Annotated in this window: 14 protein-coding genes and 1 riboswitch; of the genes, 7 read left to right on the forward strand and 7 right to left on the reverse strand. The window is 67.7% G+C overall.

Going from position 1 to position 15,433, the window contains the following annotated elements:
- Together Q7T84_RS09590 and Q7T84_RS09595 are read right to left on the reverse strand one after the other, a co-directional pair.
- Positions 1-572 (reverse strand): response regulator (locus Q7T84_RS09590; protein ID WP_304808171.1); only part of this gene is annotated, 572 nt, incomplete at its 3' end.
- Between the two features lie 189 nt (positions 573-761).
- Positions 762-1,991 carry an argininosuccinate synthase gene (locus tag Q7T84_RS09595; protein WP_304808173.1) on the reverse strand — a complete coding sequence of 410 codons (1,230 nt, stop codon included), beginning with the start codon at positions 1,989-1,991 and terminating at the stop codon, positions 762-764.
- A 142-nt stretch (positions 1,992-2,133) separates the two neighbouring features.
- Between Q7T84_RS09595 and Q7T84_RS09600 the strand changes: the two genes are divergently transcribed.
- Positions 2,134-2,595, forward strand: a complete 462-nt coding sequence (locus Q7T84_RS09600; protein ID WP_304808175.1) for an Lrp/AsnC family transcriptional regulator — start codon at positions 2,134-2,136, stop codon at positions 2,593-2,595.
- Positions 2,596-2,602: 7 nt separating this feature from the next.
- Here the strand turns inward: Q7T84_RS09600 and Q7T84_RS09605 are convergent, their stop codons facing one another.
- Together Q7T84_RS09605 and Q7T84_RS09610 are read right to left on the reverse strand one after the other, a co-directional pair.
- Positions 2,603-2,947, reverse strand: coding sequence for a hypothetical protein (locus Q7T84_RS09605; RefSeq protein ID WP_304808177.1), 345 nt, complete (start codon positions 2,945-2,947; stop codon positions 2,603-2,605).
- Positions 2,948-4,867, reverse strand: a complete 1,920-nt coding sequence (locus Q7T84_RS09610; protein ID WP_304808179.1) for a potassium transporter Kup — start codon at positions 4,865-4,867, stop codon at positions 2,948-2,950.
- 202 nt (positions 4,868-5,069) lie between these two features.
- On the opposite strand from Q7T84_RS09610, the gene Q7T84_RS09615 reads away from it, so the two are divergent.
- Positions 5,070-5,873 (forward strand): SDR family oxidoreductase, encoded by an 804-nt coding sequence (locus Q7T84_RS09615; RefSeq protein ID WP_304808181.1) that lies wholly within the window; start codon positions 5,070-5,072, stop codon positions 5,871-5,873.
- A gap of 215 nt (positions 5,874-6,088) precedes the next feature.
- Here the strand turns inward: Q7T84_RS09615 and Q7T84_RS09620 are convergent, their stop codons facing one another.
- Entirely contained in the window at positions 6,089-6,781 is a 693-nt protein-coding gene (locus Q7T84_RS09620; RefSeq protein ID WP_304808183.1) for a MarC family protein, read from the reverse strand.
- 102 nt (positions 6,782-6,883) lie between these two features.
- On the opposite strand from Q7T84_RS09620, the gene pyrF reads away from it, so the two are divergent.
- Complete coding sequence (pyrF, locus tag Q7T84_RS09625) at positions 6,884-7,576, forward strand: orotidine-5'-phosphate decarboxylase (RefSeq protein WP_304808194.1); 693 nt, start codon at positions 6,884-6,886, stop codon at positions 7,574-7,576.
- Positions 7,577-7,658: 82 nt separating this feature from the next.
- On the opposite strand, the gene Q7T84_RS09630 is transcribed toward pyrF, so the two are convergent.
- Positions 7,659-7,859, reverse strand: a complete 201-nt coding sequence (locus tag Q7T84_RS09630) for a DUF1674 domain-containing protein (RefSeq protein ID WP_304808184.1) — start codon at positions 7,857-7,859, stop codon at positions 7,659-7,661.
- Positions 7,860-7,952: 93 nt separating this feature from the next.
- Between Q7T84_RS09630 and Q7T84_RS09635 the strand changes: the two genes are divergently transcribed.
- From Q7T84_RS09635 to purH, 4 genes are all read left to right on the forward strand, one after another.
- Positions 7,953-9,236: an RsmB/NOP family class I SAM-dependent RNA methyltransferase gene (locus Q7T84_RS09635; protein ID WP_304808185.1), complete on the forward strand. Its 1,284-nt coding sequence runs from the start codon at positions 7,953-7,955 to the stop codon at positions 9,234-9,236.
- A gap of 45 nt (positions 9,237-9,281) precedes the next feature.
- Positions 9,282-9,944, forward strand: a complete 663-nt coding sequence (rpe, locus tag Q7T84_RS09640; protein ID WP_304808187.1) for a ribulose-phosphate 3-epimerase — start codon at positions 9,282-9,284, stop codon at positions 9,942-9,944.
- 151 nt (positions 9,945-10,095) lie between these two features.
- Positions 10,096-11,661, forward strand: a complete 1,566-nt coding sequence (locus tag Q7T84_RS09645; protein ID WP_304808189.1) for a heparinase II/III family protein — start codon at positions 10,096-10,098, stop codon at positions 11,659-11,661.
- 166 nt (positions 11,662-11,827) lie between these two features.
- A riboswitch (ZMP/ZTP riboswitch) is annotated at positions 11,828-11,911 on the forward strand.
- A 23-nt stretch (positions 11,912-11,934) separates the two neighbouring features.
- Positions 11,935-13,527 (forward strand): bifunctional phosphoribosylaminoimidazolecarboxamide formyltransferase/IMP cyclohydrolase, encoded by a 1,593-nt coding sequence (purH, locus tag Q7T84_RS09650; protein WP_304808190.1) that lies wholly within the window; start codon positions 11,935-11,937, stop codon positions 13,525-13,527.
- A 100-nt stretch (positions 13,528-13,627) separates the two neighbouring features.
- Here the strand turns inward: purH and Q7T84_RS09655 are convergent.
- The coding region (locus tag Q7T84_RS09655) for an NAD-glutamate dehydrogenase domain-containing protein (RefSeq protein WP_304808192.1) at positions 13,628-15,433 on the reverse strand (1,806 nt) is incomplete at its 5' end.

Genomic DNA, 15,433 nt, shown 5'->3' on the forward strand with positions numbered 1-15,433 from the left:
GGCTGCGCCCGTGATCGCGGCGCGTCCTGTCGCGAATGATCACACATTTTTGCCTGCTTGGCCAGACTGGTCCGTGGGCGGACCGGCGCGCGCGCCACGGCGAGCACGAGGCTGGCCGTGTCGATCGGCTTCCCGATGATCGCGACAATGCCCTCGACGTCGTGGAGTTGGCGGCGTGCGATGGTCATGTTCGCCGTGCAGATGATGATCGGCGTGTCGCAGTTCACCGTGGTCTGGCGCATCTGCTCGGCCACGACGACGCCGCTGATTTCCGGCATCACGAGGTCAAGCACCAGGATATCGAAATGACGCCCTTCGAGACGGCGCAAGGCTTCAGCGCCCGATCCGCAGGTTTCGACGTCGTGACCGACCGAGGAGAGGATGGTGCTGAGAATGTCGAGGTGACGATCATTATCGTCCACAATCAGGACGTTGCGTGACGCCGCGACGCGGATCCAGTCAGACGCGGGATGGTCGCGCGTTGGCGCCGGGCGCACGGCCACGGTGTCTGCGCCGACTGCCGCTGCCTCGGCGTCGCGCTCTTGCTCGAGGGGGGGCGGGGGCGCATTCACGGCCGCTACCCTCTGCTGAGGTTGCGCACCGACCTTGCCCGCACGAATCGCGGGCAATCTGTGCTGGGAGCATAGTTAACCATTTTGACGAAATGGCAATCCTCAACGACGCTCACGGCGCGAAAAACTGCGCGCCCTATCACGACATACCCAGGGGAAATCCCGAGGGAATTCGTGAACCCCCCCGGATCAGTCCTTCTTCGCCAGCCCAAGCAGTCGCAGGCGCAAGGCGTTAAGACGGATGAAGCCCTCGGCGTCCTGCTGGTTGTATGCGCCTGCATCATCTTCAAACGTGACGTGTGCGGCCGAGTAGAGCGAGTTGGGCGAGGCCCTGCCCGTCACGATCACATTGCCCTTGTAGAGCTTGAGCGTGACCGTCCCCGAGACGTTGGCCTGGGATTTGTCGATTGCCGCCTGCAGCATCTCGCGCTCGGGCGCGAACCAGAAACCGTTATAGATCAGCTCGGCATAGCGCGGCATCAACTCGTCCTTGAGGTGGCCGGCGCCGCGATCAAGCGTGATCGACTCGATGGCGCGGTGAGCCTGCAACAGGATCGTGCCGCCGGGCGTCTCATAGACGCCGCGCGACTTCATGCCGACGAAGCGGTTCTCGACCAGGTCTAGACGGCCGACACCGTTGTCGTGGCCGAGCTGGTTCAGCTTGGTCAGCAGGGTGGCCGGGCTCATCTTCACGCCGTCGATCGCGACGGGGTCGCCCTTCTCGAAGTCCATGGTGAAGATCGTCGGCTTATCGGGGGCGTCCTCTGGCGCGATGGTGCGCATGTGGACGAACTCGGGGGCTTCAACCGCCGGGTCCTCCAGCACCTTACCCTCGGACGAGGAGTGCAGCAGGTTGGCGTCGACGCTGAACGGCGCCTCGCCGCGCTTGTCCTTGGTGATCTGGATCTGGTGCTTCTCGGCGAACTCCAGCAGGGCCTCGCGGCTCTTGAAGTCCCACTCGCGCCAGGGGGCGATCACGTGGATATCGGGCTCCAGCGCGTAGTAGCCAAGCTCGAAGCGGACCTGATCGTTGCCTTTGCCGGTGGCGCCATGGCTGACGGCGTCGGCGCCGGTCAGACGGGCGATCTCGATCTGGCGCTTGGCGATCAGCGGCCGGGCGATCGAGGTGCCGAGCAGGTACTGGCCCTCATAGACCGTGTTGGCGCGGAACATCGGGAAGACGAAATCGCGCACGAATTCCTCGCGCACGTCCTCGATGAAGATGTTCTCCGGTTTGACGCCGGCGGCCAGCGCCTTGGCCCGCGCCGGTTCGATCTCTTCGCCTTGGCCGAGGTCGGCGGTGAAGGTCACGACCTCCGCTCCGTACTCGGTCTGCAGCCACTTCAGGATGATCGAGGTGTCGAGGCCGCCCGAATAGGCGAGGACGACTTTTTTGATGGGGGGCGTGGTCGTGTTCATGCTCGGCACCCTAAGCCAAAATCAGTTTCATTGTCGGCACCCTAGGCCAAGATCAAAACAATTGGATTGCAAAGACACCAACAATGAGCGTGAAGTTGGCATCAGATATCAACGCAGCCTTATCTAGGGGCGCCGGGCGCCAATGAAACTCGACGCGATCGACCGGCGCATCCTTCGCGCCCTGCAACGCGACGGCCGCATGCAGAATATTGAGCTTGCCCGCGAGGTGGGGCTCTCGCCGTCGCCCTGCCTGCGCAGGGTTCGGCTGCTGGAGGAAGCGGGCGTCATCGAGCGCTATGTGGCGGTGCTGGACGGCGCCAAGCTGGGGGTCGGCCTGACGGTGTTCGCGCGGGTCTGGTTCAAGACCCAGGACGCGGAGGTCACGCAACAGTTCGCGCAGGCCGTCAGGCGGTTTCCCGAGGTGATGGAGTGCTATCTGACCACTGGCGAATGCGACGCGCTGCTGCGCATCGTCACGGCGGACCTGAACAGCTACTGGCGCTTCCAGGCCGACCACCTGACCCGCATCCCCAGCGTTCAGAGCGTCAAGACCGACGTTCCCATGGAGACCGTCAAGCGGAGCTACGAGATCCCGCTGCCTTGAGGTCGGTCTAGGACTTCAGGGCGCCTTCGGCCTCCAGCGTCGCCAGCGCGCCCTTCAGCCATTGCAGGTGGACCATGGCGATGATGGCGGCGAGCGTGGCGCGCAACCCGAAGAAGATGACGTCGTAAGAGAGCTGGGTCTGGTGGCGGTGCCCCCAGAGCAGGGCCATGCCGGCGATGAAGGCCAGCACGACCGGCAGCGGGAGGGCCACGTTGCGCGACAGCCGCCATGATCCCATCACCGGCACCCGCGTCTCGGGCTCCATCCGCATCCAGGCGGTGCGAGTGGCCGAGGCCATGATCGAGAGCGACAGGATCCAGAGGACGTCGGCGGCGATGCTGAGGAAGGTCATCTAGACGGTCACCTGCGTGCCCAGCTCCACCACGCGGCCGGGAGGGATCTTGTAGAAGTCGGTGGGATTGGCGGCGTTCTTCATCAGGAAGATGAAGATCTTGTCCTGCCAGAGCGGCATGCCTGATTGCGCCGACGGCACGATGGAGCGCCTTCCTAAGAAGAAGCTGGTGGCCATGATGTCGAACTTCAGCCCAAGCTTGCGGCAGAGGCCCAGGCCCTTGGGGATGTTGGGGCTCTCCATGAAGCCGTACGAGATATAGACGATCTTGAAGTCGTCATTGACCGGCTCGATGCGGATGCGGTCGTTCTCGCGCACGCGCGGGGTCTCGGCGGTCAGCACCGTCAGGATGATGTTCTTCTCGTGCAGCACCTTGTTGTGCTTGAGATTATGCATCAGCGCGACCGGGGCCATGGTCGGGTCGGAGGTCAGGAAGATCGCGGTGCCCGGCGCCCGGTGCGGGGCGCGAGCCTTGAGGATTTCCGAGAGTTCGACCAGGGGGACGGAGTCGCGCCGGGTCTTGTCCGACAGGATCTGGGCGCCGCGCGTCCAGGTCCACATGATCAGCACCAGCATCGCGCCCATCACCAGCGGCAGCCAGGCGCCGTCCGGGATCTTCAGCAGGTTCGAGCCGATGAACACCAGGTCGAGCGAGCCAAAGGCGGTGGCGGCGAGCGCGGCCTGCCAGGTCGGGCGCTTCCACATGTACTTGATGATGACGAAGAACAGCAGGGTGTCGACGAACATCGCGCCGGTGACGGCGATACCGTAGGCGGCGGCCAGGGACGAGGAGTTCTGGAAGGTGAATAGCAGCACCAGCACCCCGACCATCAGATAGGTGTTCACCTGCGGCACGAAGATCTGGCCGGCCTGGGTTTCGGAGGTGCGGCGGATGTCGATGCGCGGCAGCAGGCCAAGCTGGACGGCCTGCTGGGTCATCGAGAAGGCGCCGGTGATCACCGCCTGGCTGGCGATGACCGTGGCGACCGTCGCCAGCACCAGCACCGGCCAATAGGCCAGCTCGGGCACCATCGCCCAGAACGGGTTGAAGCGGGCTTCGGGGTGGGCGAGCACATTGGCGCCTTGGCCGAGATAGCTGACCGCGAGACAGGGCAGGGCGAAGAACAGCCAGGCCGCGCGGATCGGCTTCTTTCCGAAGTGACCCATGTCGGCATAGAGCGCCTCGGCCCCGGTCACCGCCAGGAAGACGCTGCCGAGGATGACGAAGCCGACCAAGCCGTCGCTTAGCAGGAAGCGCACGCCGAACCAGGGGTTCAGGGCCCGCAGCACCGACCAGTCGTCGGCGATATGTAGGACGCCGAGGCCGCCGAGGGTCAGGAACCACGCGGCCATGACCGGCCCGAACAGAGCGGCCATCTTATGGGTGCCGCGCGCCTGCACCATGAACAGCGCCACCAGGACGCCGGCGGCGATGGGCACCAGATAGGGCTCGATGCCGCGGCCGATGCCTGGCGCGTCCTTCATGCCTTCGACGGCCGAAAGCACGGAAATGGCCGGGGTGATGATGCCGTCGCCATAGAACAGCGCCGCGCCGATCACGCCGAGGAAGAAGACGGTGGTCGAGCGCTTGGGCAGATGGCGCTGGGCCAGCGCCATCAGGGCCAGGGTGCCCCCCTCGCCCTTGTTGTCGGCCCGCATCAGGAACACGACGTACTTGATCGTGACGATGAGGATCAGCGCCCAGATCACCAGCGAGACCACGCCCAGCACCGCCACTTCGCTGGCTCCGCCGGAGCGCGAATGGTGCAGGGCTTCCTTCATGGCGTAGAGCGGGCTGGTGCCGATATCGCCAAAGACGACGCCGATCGCCCCCAAGGCGAGGGCGCGAAAACTCTCTTGTTTGTGCGGGGAGTGAGACTCCTCCGTCGCCTCCTGGGCGACGCCGGCTGTTTCAGCCATTCAAAGTCTCCGGGAACATGCGGACAGACGCTCCCCTAGGCGGCCCAAGTGCCGCAGCGGCGGGCGCGATACACCCAATCCGACAACCGTACAATCGTGACGTCGTCGCGTCACGCTGACGCTGCACATAGAATGCTGCTGAAGGTTGACCTTGCGCAGGCTTTATCCACCTTCGGCGCGGGTTGCGAACCAAGGGGCCGGAATGGACCGTAGACTGGCGCTGGTGACGGGGGCTTCGGCTGGGATCGGCGCGGCTTTCGCGCGGATCTACGCCAGTCATGGCTATGACGTCGCCCTCACCGCTCGCCGGAGCGAACGCCTGGAGAAGCTCGCCGAGGAGATCTCGCTGCGGCATGGGGTCGAGGCCCTGACCTTCGCCGCTGACCTCGCCGAGCCGCGGAGCCCGGCGGCGATACTTGAGCATTTGACCGCCCATGGGCGAGTGGTCGACGCCCTGGTCAACAATGCGGGCTACGGCGTGCCGGGCGGCTTCCTGGAATCGCCCTGGGAGACGCATGCGGCGTTTCTGCAAGTGATGCTGACCGCGCCCACGGAACTGGCCCATCGGGTCTTGCCGGGCATGGCGGCGCGCAAGTTTGGCCGGATCGTCAATGTCGCCTCGCTGGCGGGGCTGATCCCGGGCTCGCCCGGCGCGACGCTGTACGGGGCGACCAAGAGCTACATGGTGAAGTTCTCCCAGAGCCTGCACCTGGAGAACCTGGGGACCGGGGTGCATGTGAGCGCCCTGGCGCCGGGCTTCACCTATTCCGAATTCCATGACGCCAACGACACCCGCGAGCAGATCAGCCGCAGCGCGCCGAAGTGGCTGTGGATGGGCGCTGACCAGGTCGCCGCCGCCGGCTATGAGGCGGTCGAGGCCAATCGCCCGATCTGCGTGCCTGGCGCGCCCAACAAGGCCATAGCCGCCGCCGTCAAGTTGATCCCCGATGCTTGGGCCTTGGCGCTGATGGCGTCGCAGGGGCCGAGGTTTCGGGGCAAGGTGTGACGGCGACGCACAAACCGATGTCATCCCGGAAGCCGCCCCCGGGTCTGGCCTCTGGCCAGCCCGAGGACAGGCTCCGCGGCTGTCCGGGACCCATGAACACCTGATTGTGCATGCTGTGGCGGGGTCCTGCCTTCTTCCGAGGACACGCCGCGAATGGGTCCCGGTCTTGCTTCGCAAACCGGGATGACACCCGTGTGGGTGGCTTGGCGCCTGTCCTACTTCGCGTAGGGCGCGGCCGCCTCGCGCAGGATGACGCCCGCGGTGGATTCGGCGATCCCGGCCAAGATGAACTGCACCGCCAGGGCGCAGAGGATCAGGCCCAGCACCCGGACCACGATGGTCAGGCCGATACGGCCGAGCAGCTTGGTGATGATCGGGGTCGCCCAGAAACAGAGCATGGTGGCCAGGGCGAGGGCGGCGATCACCGCCACGCCGACCGCCGCGCCGGCCATGCCGAACCGCTTGGCCTCGCTGGCGTAGATGACCACCGTGGAGATCGCGCCGGGGCCGATCAACAGCGGCATGGCGAAGGGCACGATCATTCGCTCGAACCGGCGGCGTGCATTGGCGCGGCCCTCGAGCGGGGGGCCGGTCTCATCGGCGGCGTTGGCGAAGGTGGCTGTGAAGTCGTCGCGGGCCATTTCCAGGCCCAGCAGGAACAGGATCACCCCGCCGGCGATACGGAAAGCCGGCAGCGAAATCCCGAAGAAGGCCAGCAACGACAGGCCCGAGAAGTAGAAGAAGGTTAGGAAGCCGAGGACGAACAGCGCGATATAGACCGCGATCAGCCGGCTATCCTTGCTTTTCACGCCGTTGGTGGCGGCGGCGAATAGCGGCACGTTGCCGATCGGGTCGATCAGGGCGAACAGCGCGACGAAGAAGTTGACGGCGAAGTCCCACTGGCTCATGCAGCGGTCTTAGCCCAATTCGAAGCGCCAGCCGATCTCTCGCGAGAGGTCGTCCGCGCGCCTGCCTGAGAGGATTTCGCCATGGCTTCCGCCCCCGCCGCCGTGCTGACCGATCCGCGTCTGATCGTGCCCCTGGATGTGCCGACTGTCGAGGAAGCTCGCGCCATGGTCGCGGCCGTCGGCGACGGGGTCAGCTTCTATAAGATCGGGTTGGAGCTGTTCGCCACCGGCGGCGGCATGGTTCTGGCGCGGGAATTGAAAGCCCAGGGCAAGCAGGTGTTCCTGGACTGGAAGCTGCATGACATCGGCACCACGGTGCAACGCGCCGCCAGCGTGCTGGCCGATGTCGGCTGTGACTTTCTGACCGTCCATGCCGAGCCCCAGGTGCTGGCCGCCGCGGTGCGCGGCAAGGGCCGTTCGAACCTGAAGATCCTCGGGGTCACGGTGCTGACCAGCCTCAACGACGCTGACTTGATCGAGATGGGCTTTTCCGAAACCGCCCGGGCGCTGGTCGAGCGCCGTATCCACCACGCCATCGCGGCCGGGGCCGACGGGGTGATCGCCAGCCCGCACGAGGCCGCCCTGGCCCGGCAGATCGGCGGCAAGGACTTCCTGGTGGTGACGCCGGGCGTGCGCCCCGACTGGTCGGCCAAGAACGATCAGGCCCGCGCCGCCACCCCGGCCGACGCCCTGCGCGCCGGGGCCAGCCACATCGTCTGCGGCCGCCCGATTACCGCCGCCAACGACCCGCGCGACGCCGCGCGGCGAGTGGCCGAGGAACTGCTGGGGGTTTAGCGGTTACTTCGTCCTCTGATCGCCAAAGGCGATCCAGGGGAACAAACTGAGGCGCCGAACTGGCTAGGCCGTGGACGACCGATTAGAAGTCGACTGCGATGCCTTTGCGTTCCCAGTCGCCGAAGCGTGTCGGCTCCAGGCCCTTGGGGCCGCCGAGTTCGGCGATGCGCTCGGCCTGCGCCTTATCGGCGGCGTGGCGCGCGGCGGCCTCTTCCAGCGCGCGGCGGGCGGCGGGCGTCAGTTCCTTACCGGGAGCCGCATTGGGCGGGATTTGATCGCTCATGGCCTCGATTTAGGCGCTTGGGAGCGCGCGCGCCAGTGCAGGTGGGCGCAATCGCCGCTTGCCTCAGGCCGCCGATGAGGGCACGCCGCGCCGGTGACTGAAGAACGCGACATTGGCCTGCCCGCCCGCCGGGCCGCCATCGACATCCTTTCCGCTAGCCTCGCCCGCCGCGCCGGCTTGGACGAAGCTCTCTCTCGGCCCCTGTTCAAGGGGTTGGAGCAGCGCGACCGCGGGTTCGCCATGGCGTTGGCCATGGCCACCCTGCGCCGGCTGGGACCGATCGAGCGGGCGCTCGACGCCAAGCTCACCCGCGCCCCGCCCGAGGAGGTTCGCAACATCCTGCGGATCGGCGTCACCCAGGCCTTCCTGATGGACGTGCCGGCCTTCGCCGCCGTCACCACCAGCGTCGATCTCGCCGCCAGCCACTCCTCGACCCGAGCCTTCAAGGGCCTGATCAATGCGGTGCTGCGCGGCCTGCTGCGCGAGCCGCCGAACCTCGATCTGCCCGAGGCGCTGTGCCCGCCCTGGCTCTATGCGCGCTGGACGGCCGCTTTCGGACGCGAGGCCGCCGACGCCATGGCCGCCTTGATCGCCGACGAGCCGGCCACCGACCTGTCGCTGAAATCTTCCGACCATGCCGAACGCCTGGCCGCCGAGCTTGAAGGCGAAGTGCTGGCTGGCGGCACCCTGCGCACGCCGCGCAAGGGCGATGTCGCCGCCTGGCCCGCCTATGACGAGGGTCTGTGGTGGGTGCAGGACGCCAGCGCGGCGATCCCGGCCCGCCTGCTGGACGCCAAGCCGGGCGAGACCGTGCTCGACTTCTGCGCCGCGCCCGGCGGCAAGACCATGCAGCTGGCGGCCACCGGCGCCGAGGTGATCGCCGTCGATCGCTCGCCGGCCCGGCTGGTGCGGGTGAAGGAAAATCTCGAACGCACGGGGCTGACCGTCGAGGTGGTGGCCGCCGACGCCGGCGAATGGGCCGATGAGCGTGAGTTCGACGCCGTGCTGCTGGACGCGCCTTGCAGCGCGACCGGCACCTATCGCCGCCATCCCGACGTGCTGTGGGCCGCGCGGCCGAGCGATGTCGCCGCCCTGGCCAGCGTTCAGAGCCGGCTGCTGGATTCGGCGGCCAAGCGGACCAAGGTCGGCGGGCGGTTGGTCTATTGCGTCTGTTCGCTGGAGCCCGAAGAGGGGGAGGCCCAGACCGCTGCCTTCCTGATGCGCCACCGCGACTTCAAGCTGAGCCCCGCCCAGCCGGGTGAAGCTGGCTCGCCCTGGGCCAGCCAGTTGGCTGACGGGACCCTGCGATTGCTGCCGCACCATCGGGTTGGCGGCCAGGACGGGTTCTATGTCGCGCGGTTCGTCCGCACGGGGTGAGCACTCGGCCTTGTCCCTGGGGCGAGGCTTGGCTAAGTCCAGGGCATGACGACTGCACCGATCATCGCCCCATCCATTCTCGCCTCCGACTTCGCCAAGCTGGGCGAGGAAGTCGCCGCCATTGAAGCGGCCGGCGCCGACTGGGTGCATGTGGACGTGATGGACGGCCACTTCGTGCCGAACATCACGATTGGCCCCGATGTCGTGAAGGCGCTGCGGCCGCACGCCAAGATCCCGTTCGACGTCCACCTGATGATCGCCCCGGCTGATCCCTATCTGGAAGCCTTCCGCGAGGCTGGCGCCGACATGATCAGCGTCCATCCAGAGAGCGGCCCGCACCTGAACCGCACCCTGAAGCGCATTCGCGAACTGGGCGCCAAGGCCGGCGTGGTCTTCAATCCCTCGACCGATCCTAGCGTCATCCAGTGGATGATGGACGACATCGACCTGATCCTGGTCATGTCGATCAACCCTGGCTTCGGCGGTCAGAAGTTCATGCACTCGCAGCTGCGCAAGATCGAAGCCCTGCGCAAGATGATCGACGCCACCGGTCGCCACATCGAGCTGGAAGTCGACGGCGGCGTGACGCCCGAGACCGCCCCGCTCTGCGTCTCCGCCGGCGCCACGGCGCTGGTCGCCGGCACCGCGGTCTTCAAGGGCGGCCCGAGCCAGTACGCCGACAATATTCGCGCGCTGAAGGGCGGCTAGCGGCGTGGCCGGAGGGTTCCCGGCGATTTCGAAAACTTCAGGCGGCCTCTGGGGGCTGGCCCTGACGCAGGGCGCGTTGCGGCAGGTCCGTCGCGAATGGGCGGGATCGCCCATGCACCGTTGGCTGTTGGCACGACCGCGCCCTGAGGGCTTGGCCGCCTTTCCTAAAGACCCGCGCCCCGCCGACAAGGAGGCCGGCCGCCGTATCCTGGCGGGCCGCTTCACCTTCGCTGGCGTGATGCTGGACGTCGGCCCTGGCGGTGATCCCTGGGACCGGCCGAGCCCGAGCCACGGCTTTGCGGTCGGCCTGCACGGCTTCGACTGGATGCGCGATCTGCTGGCGCTGGGCGACGAGGGCGCGGCCGAGGCCCTGCGCCTGACGCTCGACTGGCACGGCGTGTTCGGCCGTTGGAACACCTTCTCCTGGAGCCCCGAGGTGCTGGAGCGGCGGGTGCTGCACCTGGCCTGCGGCGCCAGGGCCATCTGCGCCAAGGCCTCGGACATGGAGTGCGCAATCATCGCGCTCGACCTGGCGCGCCAGGCCCGGCACCTGATCTCGCTGGTCGATGGGCCGGTGCGGGCGGCTGAACGCGCCGCCGCCGCCGCCCTGGCCGGGACCGCGCTGGCGGGCGATGTGGGCGAGAAGTTGATGGCCCAGGGGCTGGCGCGTCTGGCCCAGGCCCTGCCGGTCAGCGTGCAGCCGGACGGCGGCCACGCCTCACGCTGCCCGCGCGCGGCGCTGGAGCTGTTGCTGGATCTGCAGACCCTCGACGAGGCGCTGGTTCAACGCGGCCGGATCGCGCCCGAGGAAATGATGCGCGCCATCGACCGCCTGAGCGGAACGGTGCGGTTCTTCACCCTGGCCGACGGCGCCTTGCCCGAGCTTCAAGGCGGCGAGGCTGGCGCCCGCGCCTATGTCGCCGCCGCTCGCGCCGCCGAGAACGCCGTGGCTCCGGTCCCGGTCTCGCGCAATGGCTATCACCGGCTTGAGGGCCGCAGCATCCAGGTGTTCGCCGACGCGGCGCCGCCGGCGCAGGGGCCATGGAGCGTCACCGCCTGCGCCCAGCCGCTGGCCATGGAGGTGCTGGTCGGCGGCCGACGGCTGATCGCGGCCAGCGCCTGGTCGCCGGAGGCCGCCGGACCGCAGGCGTTGCGGTTGGTGGACGCCTCTTCGACCCTTTCCCTGGCCGACCAGGCCTGCGGGGAGCCCTTGCGCGGCTTCCGCGCGGCGGCGCTAGGACCTAGGCTGATCGGCGCCTATGAGAATGTCGAGGCCAAGCGCTATGAGGCCGACGGCGCCCTGTGGCTGGAGCTGTCGCACGACGGCTGGGAGAAGCGGTTCGGCCTGCGCCATGAGCGCAAACTGTTTCTCGACTTGAACGCCGACGAGTTGCGCGGCGAGGATTCGCTGGTCGCCGTGCAACCGGGTCAGGGCGGCGAGGCGGGTCGGCGGTTCATCCCGTTCACCTCGCGCTTCCACGTTCATCCCGACGTCAGCGCCAGCCTGGCTCGTGACGGCAAGAGCGTGTTGTTGCGCGCCCACGAGGGCGAACCTGGCTGGTGGCTGCGCAACGACGCCCAGTCGGCCGACATCGAGACCTCGGTCTACTTCCAGGACGGCAAGCCGCGCCGCAGCCAGCAAATCGTGCTGCGCGGCCAAGCCCGCGCCGACAGCGGGGCTCGGCTTCGGTGGAAGTTCGCGGCGGCGGAAGGCTGAGCGGTTCCTCTCCCTCGGGAGAGGCTAGGTGAGGGGGCGGCGCGGAGCGTCGCTCAACTGTCCAACCGCGGTGCATTCGGAGGGGCCGTCCCCCTCACCCAACCTCTCCCCAAGGGGAGAGGAGAGGGGTCGCATTGACCCGCGCGCTTAGTGGGCCTAATTCGACGTCATTCCGCGTGACTGGCGAATGAAGGTGGGCGACCATCGGGGAGCGCGGAATATCTGCATGCCGCTCGCCTGGGCAATTTCCGTGTAACCTCACAGGAGACTGCCATGCCCGCCGCCCCCGATTTCCCGCCTGCACCCGACCTTGTCGCGCCCAAGCGCGCGCTGATCTCCGTCTCGGACAAGACCGGCCTGGTCGAGGCCGCCAAGCTTCTCGCCGATCACGGCGTTGAACTGGTTTCCACCGGCGGCACCCGCGCGGCGATCGCCGGCGCCGGCCTGGCGGTGAAGGACGTCTCCGACCTGACCAATGTCCCGGAGATGATGGACGGGCGCGTGAAGACGCTGCATCCCATCGTCCACGGCGGCCTGCTGGGGGTGCGCGACGCGGCCGAACACGCCAAGGCCATGGCAGACCACGGCATCGGCGCCATCGATATCGTCTATGTGAACCTCTATCCGTTCGAGGCCACCGTCGCGAAAGGCGGCTCGTTCGAGGACTGCGTCGAGAACATCGACATCGGCGGTCCGGCCATGGTCCGCTCGGCGGCCAAGAACCACGGCTATGTCGCGATCTGCACCGAGATCGCCGACCTGGAAGAAGTGCTGGCCGAACTGCAGGCGAACGGCGGCACCAGCCTGGCGCTGCGCAAGAAGCTCGCGGCCCGCGCCTATGCTCGGACGGCGTCCTATGATGCGGCGATCTCATCCTGGTTCGCAGGGCAACTGGGCGAGGAAGCCCCGCGTCGACGCGCCTTCGCCGGCGAATTGGCTCAGACCATGCGCTATGGCGAGAACCCCCACCAGGCGGCCTCGTTCTATCGCTTCGCCAACCCGCGGATCGGGGTGGCGACGGCCAGGCAGCTTCAGGGCAAGGAGCTCAGCTACAACAACATCAACGACACCGACGCCGCCTATGAGCTGATCGCCGAGTTCGATCCGGCCAAGGCTCCGGCCTGCGCGATCATCAAGCACGCCAATCCCTGCGGCGTGGCGACCGGCGCCAGCCTGGCGCAGGCCTACGAGCGGGCCTTGGCTTGCGACCCGACCAGCGCCTTCGGCGGCATCGTCGCCTTGAACACTAGGCTGGATGCGGCCACCGCGGCCAAGGTGCTCGAGGTCTTTACCGAGGTGGTGATCGCGCCGGACGCCGACGAGGACGCCATTGCGCTGTTCCGCAAGAAGAAGAACGTGCGGCTGCTGGTCACCGGCGGTCTGCCCGACCCGCATACGCCGGGCGAAACCTTCCGCTCGGTTTCCGGGGGCTTCCTGGTGCAGAGCCGCGACACCGCTCACCTGACGGCCGCCGACCTGAAGGTGGTGACCAAGCGCAGCCCCACCGACGAGGAAGTGCGCGACATGCTGTTCGCCTTCACAATCGCCAAGCACGTGAAGTCCAACGCGATCGTCTACGCCCGCCAGGGTCAGACGCTGGGCGTCGGCGCCGGCCAGATGAACCGCAAGGATTCGGCCCGGATCGCGGCGCTGCGCGCCGCCGACTTCGGCCTGGATCTGAAGGGCTCCGCCTGCGCCTCCGAGGCCTTCTTCCCGTTCCCTGACGGGCTGCTGCAGGCGGCGGACGCCGGCTGCACCGCCGTGATCCAACCGGGCGGCTCGATCGGTGACGACAAGGTCATTGAGGCGGCCGACGAGCGCGGCATCGCCATGGTGTTCACCGGCGTGCGGGTCTTCCGTCACTAACACCCGACGTTCGTCGCAGACGCAAAACGCCGCCGATCAGCAATGATCGGCGGCGTTTCTGTATGGCCGGGGCGCATCCCGCCATGACGAGAGTTTCGGGTTACCCCTTCGCCGTCTCGGCGTTGGCTAGTTCGCGCAGCGCCGCATTGGCGATGGTGAGCTTGGCGAACGTCCAGGGACCGCCGGAGGCCTCGATCTCCTCGATCGCCTTGCGGGCGGTCTCGGCGGTGTCTCGGCGCAGAGCGGTCCAGGCGCCGATGGCGGCCTCGGCCGCTTCGTCGCTCTTGCCGGCCTCGGCGTCGCCAGTGAAGGCGATGACCTGCCGGGTCAGGCTGGCCTGCTCGGCGAGCAGATCCTCGACCAGGCGGCGGACGGCGGTGCGCTCGAAGGCGTCGCCGGCCGTGAAGCCGGCGCTGGCCGCCCGTAGGCGGTCGAAGGCGAAGCTGCGGCCGACGTGGTCGTAGAGCCGCGCCGCGTCGGGCAGGGACCAGCTTGAGGCCTCGGCCAGGTCGACCAGGTCCACGGCCACGGTGAGCGGCTGCAGATTGGCGATTTTTCGCGCAAGAGCTTCCGGCGCGCCGACTTCGGTCAGGCGAACCACCTGGGCCTCGAGGCGTCCGCGTTCCACGGGCGACAGGATGTCTGGCAGCAGGGTCGTCAGGGTTGCGGCGCCTGGGCCATAACGCTTGATGAGGGCCTCGACGCTGTGGCCGCCGCGCGAAGCCCGGCGGGCCAGCCAGAAGGTCTCGCCGCGCAGGGTGTAGGCCAGGCGCCGGTAGAGGGCCATCTGGCCCGCCGCCGGGATCTTGCCGTCCAGCGCCGAGACCGCGTCCCAGAGGGCGTCCAGGCCCAGCACCGCCTTGGCCGCCTCATAGGCGGTGACGAAGGCGGTGACGTCGCAGGAGGCCGCCGACATCAGGCGGGTCGGGAACGAGGGGCCGCAGCGGTTGACGGCGTCGTTGGCGACCACCGTGGCGATGATCTCGCGGCGCAGGCGGTGACGGCGCAGGGCGTCGTCGTACTTGCGCACGCCCTTGGGGAAGTAGCCTTCCAGCAGAGCCTCGAAATGGGGATCGTCGGCCACCGGGCTGTGGGCCATGTCGCCCTTCAGCTCCAGCTTGCCATAGGCCAGCAGGACGGCGGCTTCCGGCCGGGTCAGGCCCTTCCCGGCCTGGCGGCGTTCGGCCAGCACATTGGCGTCCGGCAGGCCCTCGACCGTGCGGTCGAGCTGACCGCGTGTTTCCAGGTGGGCCATGTAGCGGGCGTGGGGCTCGAGCTCGCCTGCGGCGTCCAGGTCCATCAGCGAGAGCGCCAGGGTCTGGTCGTAGTTGTGGGCCAGCACGTGGTCGGCGACGTCCTTGGTCATCGACTTCAGCAGCTTGTCACGCTTGGGCCGGTTCAGCACATCGGTGCGTTCAAGCATCCCGGTGAGGATCTTGATGTTTACTTCGTGGTCGGACGAGTCGACCCCGGCCGAGTTGTCGATGGCGTCGGTGTTCACCCGGCCGCCGCCTAGGGCGAACTCGATGCGGCCGGCCTGGGTGAGGCCGAGGTTCGCGCCTTCGCCGATCACCTTGACCCGCAGATCGCTGGCGCTGACGCGCAGGGCGTCATTGGCCTTGTCGCCGACCTCGGCGTTGCTCTCGCCACGGGCCTTCACATAGGTGCCGATGCCGCCGACATAGAGCAGCTCGGCTTGCGCCTTGAGGATCGCGGATATCAGCTCGGTCGGGGCCAGGCTGTCGGCCTCGACGCCCAGCATGGCCTTCGCCTCTCGGCTCAGCGGGATCGATTTCTGGCTGCGCGGGAAGACCCCGCCGCCCTTGGATATCTTCTTGCGGTCGTAGTCGTCCCAGGACGAGCGCGGCAGCTCGAACATCCGCTGGCGCTCGGCATAGGACGTCGC

It is taken from the genome of Phenylobacterium sp. (assembly GCF_030654915.1).
Lineage (GTDB): Bacteria > Pseudomonadota > Alphaproteobacteria > Caulobacterales > Caulobacteraceae > Phenylobacterium.

Excerpts from the sequence above, each read along its gene's own strand:
- Q7T84_RS09595 (WP_304808173.1), bottom strand. The coding sequence starts at position 1,991 with ATGAACACGACCACGCCCCCCATCAAAAAAGTCGTCCTCGCCTATTCG.
- Q7T84_RS09600 (WP_304808175.1), top strand. The coding sequence starts at position 2,134 with ATGAAACTCGACGCGATCGACCGGCGCATCCTTCGCGCCCTGCAACGC.
- Q7T84_RS09605 (WP_304808177.1), bottom strand. The coding sequence starts at position 2,947 with ATGACCTTCCTCAGCATCGCCGCCGACGTCCTCTGGATCCTGTCGCTC.
- Q7T84_RS09610 (WP_304808179.1), bottom strand. The coding sequence starts at position 4,867 with ATGGCTGAAACAGCCGGCGTCGCCCAGGAGGCGACGGAGGAGTCTCAC.
- Q7T84_RS09615 (WP_304808181.1), top strand. The coding sequence starts at position 5,070 with ATGGACCGTAGACTGGCGCTGGTGACGGGGGCTTCGGCTGGGATCGGC.
- Q7T84_RS09620 (WP_304808183.1), bottom strand. The coding sequence starts at position 6,781 with ATGAGCCAGTGGGACTTCGCCGTCAACTTCTTCGTCGCGCTGTTCGCC.
- Q7T84_RS09630 (WP_304808184.1), bottom strand. The coding sequence starts at position 7,859 with ATGAGCGATCAAATCCCGCCCAATGCGGCTCCCGGTAAGGAACTGACG.
- rpe (WP_304808187.1), top strand. The coding sequence starts at position 9,282 with ATGACGACTGCACCGATCATCGCCCCATCCATTCTCGCCTCCGACTTC.
- purH (WP_304808190.1), top strand. The coding sequence starts at position 11,935 with ATGCCCGCCGCCCCCGATTTCCCGCCTGCACCCGACCTTGTCGCGCCC.